This window comes from Mesorhizobium sp. WSM4844, assembly GCF_055811775.1.
This window is the reverse complement of sequence record NZ_JBVVQB010000206.1, coordinates 1-379: the sequence shown is the minus strand read 5'-3', so window position 1 is coordinate 379 and position 379 is coordinate 1. Positions and strand designations below refer to the sequence as shown.

The window sequence follows — 379 nt, the reverse complement described above, 5'->3', positions numbered from 1 at the left end:
CGGCACGGCTGGACATTCAAAAAAAGTCCGCGCACGCACTGGAGCAGGATCGCCCCGACGTCCTGAAGCGACGCCGGGACTGGTTCGACGGCCAGCTCGACCTCGATCCAACGAAGCTGGTCTTCATCGATGAGACCGGACTGTCGACGAAGATGGCCCGCCTGCGCGGACGAGCCCCACGCGGCGAGCGCTGCCGGGCCGGCGTGCCCCATGGTCATTGGAAGACCACCACCTTCACCGGCGCATTGCGGCTGACCGGCATGACCGCCCCCTTCGTCTACGACGGCGCCATGAACGGCACCGTGTTCCTGGCGTATGTCGACCAGGTGCTGGTTCCCACACTCGAACCCGGCGACGTCGTCGTGATGGACAACCTGCC

At 66.0% G+C, this 379-nt stretch carries 1 protein-coding gene; it reads left to right on the top strand.

Translation table 11 applies throughout. From position 1 onward, the window contains the following. Positions 1 to 379, top strand: a 379-nt coding sequence (locus AC0L2A_RS36450) for a transposase (protein WP_473613021.1), incomplete at both ends; no start/stop codon positions are given.